At 67.0% G+C, this 7519-nt stretch carries 8 protein-coding genes; 3 read left to right on the top strand and 5 right to left on the bottom strand.

The annotated features are described in order from the left end of the window. On the bottom strand, positions 1-98 hold a 98-nt coding region (locus ACE3T2_RS13340; RefSeq protein WP_374658124.1), incomplete at its 3' end, for a hypothetical protein. 94 nt (positions 99-192) lie between these two features. On the opposite strand from ACE3T2_RS13340, the gene purM reads away from it, so the two are divergent. After that, the gene (purM, locus tag ACE3T2_RS13335; RefSeq protein ID WP_374658116.1) at positions 193-1221 is read left to right on the top strand and encodes a phosphoribosylformylglycinamidine cyclo-ligase; all 1029 of its coding nucleotides are present in this window, start codon (positions 193-195) and stop codon (positions 1219-1221) included. Between the two features lie 130 nt (positions 1222-1351). Here the strand turns inward: purM and ACE3T2_RS13330 are convergent, their stop codons facing one another. The 3 genes from ACE3T2_RS13330 to ACE3T2_RS13320 are packed head-to-tail and all read right to left on the bottom strand — an operon-like array spanning position 1352 to position 4550. Beyond that, complete coding sequence (locus ACE3T2_RS13330) at positions 1352-2128, bottom strand: enoyl-CoA hydratase/isomerase family protein (RefSeq protein ID WP_374658114.1); 777 nt, start codon at positions 2126-2128, stop codon at positions 1352-1354. Next, positions 2125-3345 (bottom strand): CoA transferase, encoded by a 1221-nt coding sequence (locus ACE3T2_RS13325; RefSeq protein ID WP_374658112.1) that lies wholly within the window; start codon positions 3343-3345, stop codon positions 2125-2127. The genes ACE3T2_RS13330 and ACE3T2_RS13325 overlap by 4 nt, the downstream gene beginning before the upstream one ends. Before the next feature lie 41 nt (positions 3346-3386). After that, positions 3387-4550, bottom strand: a complete 1164-nt coding sequence (locus tag ACE3T2_RS13320) for an acyl-CoA dehydrogenase family protein (RefSeq protein ID WP_374658110.1) — start codon at positions 4548-4550, stop codon at positions 3387-3389. 197 nt (positions 4551-4747) lie between these two features. Here ACE3T2_RS13320 and ACE3T2_RS13315 point away from each other — a divergent pair, with 197 nt between their 5' ends. Further along, positions 4748-4936: a hypothetical protein gene (locus tag ACE3T2_RS13315; RefSeq protein ID WP_374658108.1), complete on the top strand. Its 189-nt coding sequence runs from the start codon at positions 4748-4750 to the stop codon at positions 4934-4936. A gap of 137 nt (positions 4937-5073) precedes the next feature. On the opposite strand, the gene ndk is transcribed toward ACE3T2_RS13315, so the two are convergent. Beyond that, a complete protein-coding gene (gene ndk / locus ACE3T2_RS13310) occupies positions 5074-5493 on the bottom strand; it encodes a nucleoside-diphosphate kinase (RefSeq protein ID WP_374658106.1) in 420 nt (139 codons plus the stop codon). 134 nt (positions 5494-5627) lie between these two features. Here ndk and ACE3T2_RS13305 point away from each other — a divergent pair, with 134 nt between their 5' ends. After that, positions 5628-7514 carry an ABC-F family ATP-binding cassette domain-containing protein gene (locus tag ACE3T2_RS13305; RefSeq protein ID WP_374658104.1) on the top strand — a complete coding sequence of 629 codons (1887 nt, stop codon included), beginning with the start codon at positions 5628-5630 and terminating at the stop codon, positions 7512-7514. The last annotated feature ends 5 nt before the right edge of the window (positions 7515-7519 follow it).

Here is a 7519-nt window from a genome sequence, read left to right as displayed (position 1 = left end):
GTCTCGCGCATGAACTCGGTGTCCACGGCGACGAAGGGCTGGCCTTTGATCTTGTCGCAGAACGCCTGGAGTTCGGCGGTAGTTGTAATCGGCGTCATCAAGTAGCTATACGCTCGCGCAAGGCCGAGTCTGCAAGCGCCACATGCGCGCAGCGGCCAATTTCTTAATCGTCCTGGTACCCAAAGGCGTCACATGACCGACCGGCCCAATGGCCTCACCTACGCCCAGGCCGGCGTCGACATCGATGCCGGAAACGCCCTGATAGAGCGTATCAAGCCCTTCGCCAAGGCGACGCGCCGCCCGGGGGCCGATGCGGCGCTCGGCGGCTTCGGCGCGCTGTTCGACCTGAAGGCGGCCGGATACGACGATCCGTTGCTGGTCACCACGACCGACGGCGTCGGCACCAAGCTGAAGATCGCCATCGACACGGACCAGCACGACACGGTCGGGATCGATCTGGTGGCCATGTGCGTCAACGACCTGCTGGCCCAGGGCGCCGAGCCGCTGATGTTCCTCGACTACTTCGCGACCGGGAAGCTCGACGTTGACGCCGCCGCCCGGGTGATCAAGGGCATCGCGGAGGGCTGCAACCAGGCCGGCGCCGCCCTGGTCGGCGGCGAGACCGCGGAAATGCCAGGCATGTATTCCGAGGGCGACTACGATCTGGCCGGCTTCTGCGTCGGCGCGGTCGACCGCGGCGGCGTCCTGCCGAACCTGGCGGCGCAAAAGGCCGGCGACGTGCTGATCGGCCTCGGCTCGTCCGGCCCGCACTCCAACGGCTATTCGCTGGTCCGCCGCATCGTCGAGCGCTCCGGCCTGGCCTGGGACGCACCCGCGCCGTTCGCCGATGGCAAGACGTTGGCCCAGGCGCTGATGGCCCCGACGAAGATCTACATCAAGAGCGTCCTGCCGCAGATCAAGGCCGGCCGCCTCAAGGGCTGCGCCCACATCACCGGCGGCGGTCTGATCGAGAACCCGCCTCGCGCCATCGCCGAAGGCCTGGTCGCCAAGTTCGACTGGAACGCCTGGCCTCTGCCCGCGGTCTTTCAGTGGCTGCAGGAGGTCGGCGGCGTCGCGGAGCATGAAATGCGACGGACCTTCAATTGCGGCGTCGGCCTGATCCTGATCGTCGATCCGGCCCATCTGCCCGAAGTGCTCGAAGGTCTGATCGCGGCCGGCGAAGACGCCTTCGTCTGCGGCGAGCTCGCAGCGGCGGAGTAGGTCGAGCTATCTTCCTCCCCTTCATGGCGAGGGACAGGCGGCGACGCCCTCAGGGTGGGGTCCCAAGCCCCACCCATCTCGACGCTTCGCGCCGATCCCCCCCGCCTTGCAAGGAGGAGGGAAATTCGACTCATTCCCCGCGAAACACGGCCGTCCGCTTCTGATTGAACGCGGCCACGCCCTCGCGGCGGTCGGCTGTCCGGAACAGGCGATTGTATTCGACCAGCTCAAGTTCCATGGCCTGGTCCAGCGGCAGGGCCGCGCCGTCATGCACCACTTTCTTCAGCGCCCGCACAGACAGCGGCGCCTTGGCGGCGATCACGCGTGCACGCTCCAGCACCTGAGGCATCAGTTCATCCGGGGGGGTCACGTGGTTGACCAGGCCGAAGTCCCGAGCGCGCGCTGCATCGATCGGCAGGCCCGACATCAGCAGCTCGGCGGCCCGCCGCTCTCCGGCTGCCCGCACGACGTACTGGGTGCCGCCAAGCCCCGGGATGATCCCCAGCCCCGCCTCCGGCAGGCCCAGGCGCGCGGTCTCCGAGGCCCAGGCGAAATCGCAGGCCAGGGCCATCTCGCAGCCGCCGCCCATGGCCGCGCCGTTGACCGCCGCGATGATCGGGAACGGACAGGCCAACTGCGCGCGGATCATCGCCTCGAACATGACGTGCTGGTCCGACCACTGCTGGTCGCTCATGCCGTCGCGTTCCTTCAGGTCCGCCCCGGCGCAGAAGAACCGCCCGGCTCCGGTCAGCACCGCCACGCGGACCGACGCGTCGCCGGCCATCGCGGTCCACAGCGCCAGCAATTCCTCGCCCATGGCGGTGTTCAGCGCATTGGCGGCGTCCGGCCGCGACAGGGTGACGACCTTCACGCCTTCCGAAGGCTCGCCGATCTCGATCGTACTCATCGTCCCTCCGGCCCGGCGACCACACCGGTGTCGTGCAATCTGGCGATCTCGCCGCTGCTGAGGCCCAGCATCCCGCTCAGCACCTCGTCGGTGTGCTGGCCGAGACGCGAGGCCGGGCGCGGCGCCTGGCGCAATTCCTGCGGGATCGTGCCCGCGAAGCCGGCCACCGGGTAGGTCCGCCCGCTCGGCTGGGCGATGTTCGCAAAGACCGGATTGCCCTTGACCAGCCGCGGGTCTTCCGCGGCCGCGCTCATCGGCTGATACGGGCCCCAGCAGACGCCCTCGCGGTCGAAGGCCGGCTTCAGCTCATCCAGGCTCTTGCGGGCGAAGGCGGATTCGAAGATCGGGAACAGACGGTCGCGATGGTCGAACCTCACCCCTTCGTCGGCGCCGAAGCCCACGCCCAGCTCAACTTCCAGCGCTGCGACCTCAGCGGTGATCTCCAGCACCTCGGTCAGGCCCTTCCACTGGCGCGGCGTGATCGCCACCAGCATGATCCGCTGACCGCCCCTCAGCTGAAAGTCGCGCCCGAAGGCGCCGAACAGGTCGTTCCCCATCCGCGGCCGATCCTCGCCCGCCAGGCTTTCGGCCAGATAGCCCAGGTTGGCCATGGTAGATCCGGCGATGTCCGACAGCGGTATGCGGATCTCCCGCCCCTTCCCGTCCCGTTGACGCGCGTGCAGGGCCGAGACGAGGGCGAAGGCCGCATAGGCACCGGTCAGCAGGTCCCACGCCGGCAACACGTTGTTGACCGGCCGCGGCTCCCCGGGGAAGCCGTTCATCAGCGGCACGCCGACGGCGCTGTTCACGGTGTAGTCGACCGCCGGTCCGCCGTCGGCCCAGCCCATGACCCGCGCGCAGATCAGGTCGGGCCGCAAAGCGCTGAGCTTCTCGTAGGAAAGAAAACCTTCGACCGGGAAGTTGGTCACGAACACTCCGCCTTGCTCGCCGGGCGCTGCGGCCAGCCGTGCGGCCAGCTCGCGGCCTTCCGGCCGGGACAGGTCGATGGCGATGGACTTCTTGCCTTTGTTCAGCCCCTCCCAATAGAGGCTGTCGCCGCCCGGCGTCAGCGGCCATCGACGGAAGTCGGGCCCCCCGCCGATATTGTCGAAGCGGATCACTTCGGCGCCTAACTGGGCGAGGTAAAGCCCGCAGGTCGGACCCGCCACGAAGGCCGAGCCCTCAACGACCCGCAGGCCTTTCAGAAGATCGTACATCCAGCACCCCGCTCGCCGCCCTCATACATGAGGGAGAAAAATCAGAAGCTCTTCGGCATGCCCAGCACATGGGTGCCGACGTGACTCAGGATCAGGTTGGTCGAGATCGGCGCCACCTGATACAGCCGCGTCTCCCGAAACTTGCGCTCTATGTCGTAGTCCTCGGCGAAACCGAAGCCGCCGTGGGTCTGAATCGCCGCGTCCGCCGCGAACCACGAAGCTTCGGAAGCCAACATCTTGGCCATGTTGGCCTCAGTTCCGCACGGCTCTCCGGCGTCAAACATCGCCGCGGCCTTGTCGACCATCAGCGAGGCGGCGGCGACCTGCACGTGGGCGCGGGCGATCGGAAACTGCACGCCCTGGTTCTGACCGATGGGCCGGCCGAACACCTCCCTTTGGCTCGCATAGGCGCTGGCCCGGTCGACAAAGAACCTGCCGTCGCCGATGCACTCCGACGCGATCAGAATCCGCTCGGCGTTCATGCCGTCGAGGATGTAGCGGAAGCCCTTGCCTTCCTCGCCCACCAGGTTCTCGACCGGCACCTTGAGATCGTCGAAGAAGAGCTCGGTCGTGGCGTGGTTCAGCATGGTGCGAACCGGCCGAATGGTCAGGCCGTTCCCGACCGCGTGGCGCAGGTCGACCAACAGCACGCTCATCCCCTCGGCCGGCCGCACCGCGTCCTCGCGGGCCGTGGTCCGGCAGAGGAGAACCATCAGGTCCGAATGCTCCGCCCGGCTGATCCACAGCTTCTGGCCTGTGACGACATAATGGTCGCCGTCGCGCCGGGCGAAGGTCGAGATGCGGGTCGTGTCGGTCCCGGCCGTCGGCTCCGTCACGCCGAAGGCCTGTAGCCGCAGCTCACCGCTCGCCACCTTGGGCAAATAGATTTCCTTCTGCGCGGCCGACCCGTGTTTGAGCACAGTACCCATGGTGTACATCTGGGCGTGGCATGCGCCGCCGTTGCAGCCTGATCGGTGGATTTCCTCCAGCACCGCCGTGGCTGCCGACAGCCCCAGACCCGAGCCGCCGTACTGCTCCGGGATCAACACCGACAGAAAGCCGGCTTTCGTCAGCGCCTGGACGAACTGGCTTGGATAGGCCCGCTCGCGGTCGAGTTCACGCCAGTATTCACCAGGGAATTGTGCGCAAAGCCTGCGCACCGATTCGCGGATCTCGGGAAAGCTCTCGCCCAACGCGTCCTCCACACCTGGCCGCCCCCAGGTACCCTAAAAGCAGGATTGCGCGAAACCCGTGCCGTAGCGTCAAACCGGTGGTCGGTGAGACAGGCATTACAAGTAAAAAGTCCAAGTGACTCAAAGCATCACTCGGGGAATTTTGCAGTTCTTTAACTTTACCGGGCGGAACCTAGCGCCGTGTACGTTGTTCGACCGGCATGGATCGCATGGATCGAAATGAACGCCTGCACCGGGAAGCCGAGAGCCTCTGGCGCGCGCTGAGCCCCGAACCCCCGCCCAATGGCCTGCGCGGGGCGCGCCTGCTGGACGCCGCACTGCACCTGAAAACCGCCGAAGCCTACGACCGCCTCCACTCGCCGCACCTGCGCCCCAGCCAGATCACCCGGCCGCGCTAGATCACAAAGCAAAAAGGCCCCGCCCGGCGTTCGCCGAACGGGACCCTCGTTCGCGGCAGGTCCGCTGGGATGGACCTTTAGAGTGGGGCTCGTAGCCGCTCCATATCAACGCGCTACGAGCTTCACTGTTCCAGCGATCAGCCGACGATCTGGTCGTCGGTGAAGAACTGGGCGATCTCGATCTTCGCGTTCTCCAGGCTGTCCGAGCCGTGGACCGAGTTTTCACCGACCGACAGGGCGAACAGCTTGCGGATGGTGCCGTCGGCGGCTTGTTCCGGGTTGGTCGCGCCCATGACTTCGCGGTACTTGGCGACGGCGTTTTCGCCTTCCAGCACCTGAACCACGACCGGGGCCGAGGTCATGAATTCCACGAGTTCGCCGAAGAACGGACGCTCCTTGTGGACTTCGTAGAACTTCTCAGCTTGCGCCTGGCTCATCTGAATGCGGCGCTGGGCGACGATGCGCAGGCCGGCGTCTTCGATCACCGCGTTGACCTTGCCGGTCAGGTTCCGCTTGGTGGCGTCCGGCTTGATGATCGAGAAGGTGCGTTCGGTCATGTCTTTGCTTGTCTTATTCTTGGGGAGGCGCGGCTCTCGCGCGGTGGCGGGCTTATAGCCGCCTGATGTGACAACGCCAAGCATGCGGCGGCGGTCGCCTTTGGCGCCGGCCTCTGCTAATCCCCCGCGCTCTCATGCTGCTGATCAACGACCTGACTTTCGACTCCTGGGGCCGCCGCTTCTTCGACCATGCGAGCGTGAGTATCCCCGTGGGCGCCAAGGTCGGCCTGGTCGGCCGCAACGGCGTCGGCAAGTCGACCCTCTTCAAGCTGATCCTGGACCAGCTTCACGCCGGCGACGGCGAAATCGGCTATCCCAAGCAGGCCCGCATCGCATCGGTCGACCAGGAGCACCCGGCCACGCCGGTTCCCTTGATCGACACCGTACTGGCCGCCGACGAGGAACGCGCCGCGCTGATGGCGGAACTGGAGACCGCCACTCCCGAGCGCATGGGCGACATCTATGGCCGCCTGTCGGAGATCGGGGCGGATCGCGCGCCCAGCCGGGCGGCGGAAATCCTATCCGGTCTCGGCTTCTCGAACGCCGACCTCGCCCGGCCGATGGCCGAGTTCTCCGGCGGATGGCGCATGCGCGTCGCGTTGGCCGCCGCCCTCTTCGCCGAGCCCGACCTGCTGTTGCTCGACGAGCCGACCAACTATCTCGACCTGGAAGGCGCGCTCTGGCTGGAAAGCCGGCTGAAAAAGTACCCGCACACCGCGGTCATCATCAGCCACGACCGCGAGATCCTGAACAACAGCTGCGACCATATCCTGCACCTGATCGACGGCAAGCTTACCCTCTATGTCGGCGGCTACGACCAGTTCGAGCGCCAGCGCGAGGAAAAGGCCCGCCTCCAGGAAGCGACCAAGGCCAAGGTCGAGGCCCAGCGCGCGCACCTCCAGTCCTTCGTCGACCGCTTCCGGGCCAAGGCGTCCAAGGCGACCCAGGCTCAGTCGCGCCTGAAGATGCTCGCCAAGCTGCCGCCGGTCTCGGCCGTGGTCATCGAACACACGGCGCCCTTCATTCTCCCCTCGCCCGAGCGCCCGCTGGCGCCGCCCCTGGTGCGGCTGGAGGGCGTGGCGACAGGCTATGGCGACGATCCGCCGATCCTGAAGGGCCTGAATCTGCGGCTCGACCTCGATGACCGCATCGGCCTGCTGGGCGTCAACGGCGCGGGCAAGTCGACCTTCGCAAAACTGGTCGCCGGCGCGCTGGACGCCCGGACCGGCGACCTGAAGCGCTCGGCACGGCTCAAGGTCGGCTGGTTCCACCAGCATCAGATCGAGGCGCTGGATCCCAACGACACGCCGCTCGACATCATCCGCCGCGAGATGCCGGAGGCCTCCGAGGCGTCCCGCCGTTCCCGCCTGGCCCAGTACGGGCTGGGACACGAGAAAGTCGAGACCACGGTCGCCAACCTCTCCGGCGGCGAGCGCGCGCGCCTGCTGCTGAACCTCGTCGCGGCCGAGAAGCCGCACCTGCTGATCCTCGACGAACCGACCAACCACCTGGACATCGATAGCCGCCGGGCCCTGCTCGACGCCCTGAACGACTACGAGGGCGCAGTGATCCTCATCACCCACGACCGCTCGCTGATGGAGTTGGTCGCCGACCGCCTGTGGCTGGCCTCGGACGGGACCATCGCCCCTTTCGACGGGGACATGGACGACTACGCCAAGTTCGTCATCGACCGCGCCAAGCTTGCCGGGAAGGCGCCTACCCAGGTGCGGGAGGCCGAACCACCCGCCGCGTCCAAGCCGATTCCAGCGCCGAAAGCCAAGATCCCGACCGGCACGGCGCGCCGCAGAGCCGAGGCCGCAGAGGCCGCGCTCGCCCGTGCGACCGACGCCGTGGCCAGGATCGACAAGGCCCTGACCGACCCGAAGATCTTCACCGAAAACCCCGCCAAGGCCGCTGAACTCGGCCGCCAGCGGGAAACGGCTCAGGCCGCGCTCGAAGCGGCCGAACTGGAGTGGCTCGACGCCAATGAGGCCTATGAAGCGCTGAAGGCCGACGGCTAGGGCCT

This window comes from Phenylobacterium sp. (assembly GCF_041919955.1).
Taxonomy (GTDB): Bacteria; Pseudomonadota; Alphaproteobacteria; order Caulobacterales; family Caulobacteraceae; genus Phenylobacterium.
Note: the sequence above shows the minus strand (reverse complement) of the source record. Positions and strands in the feature narration are given on the sequence as shown.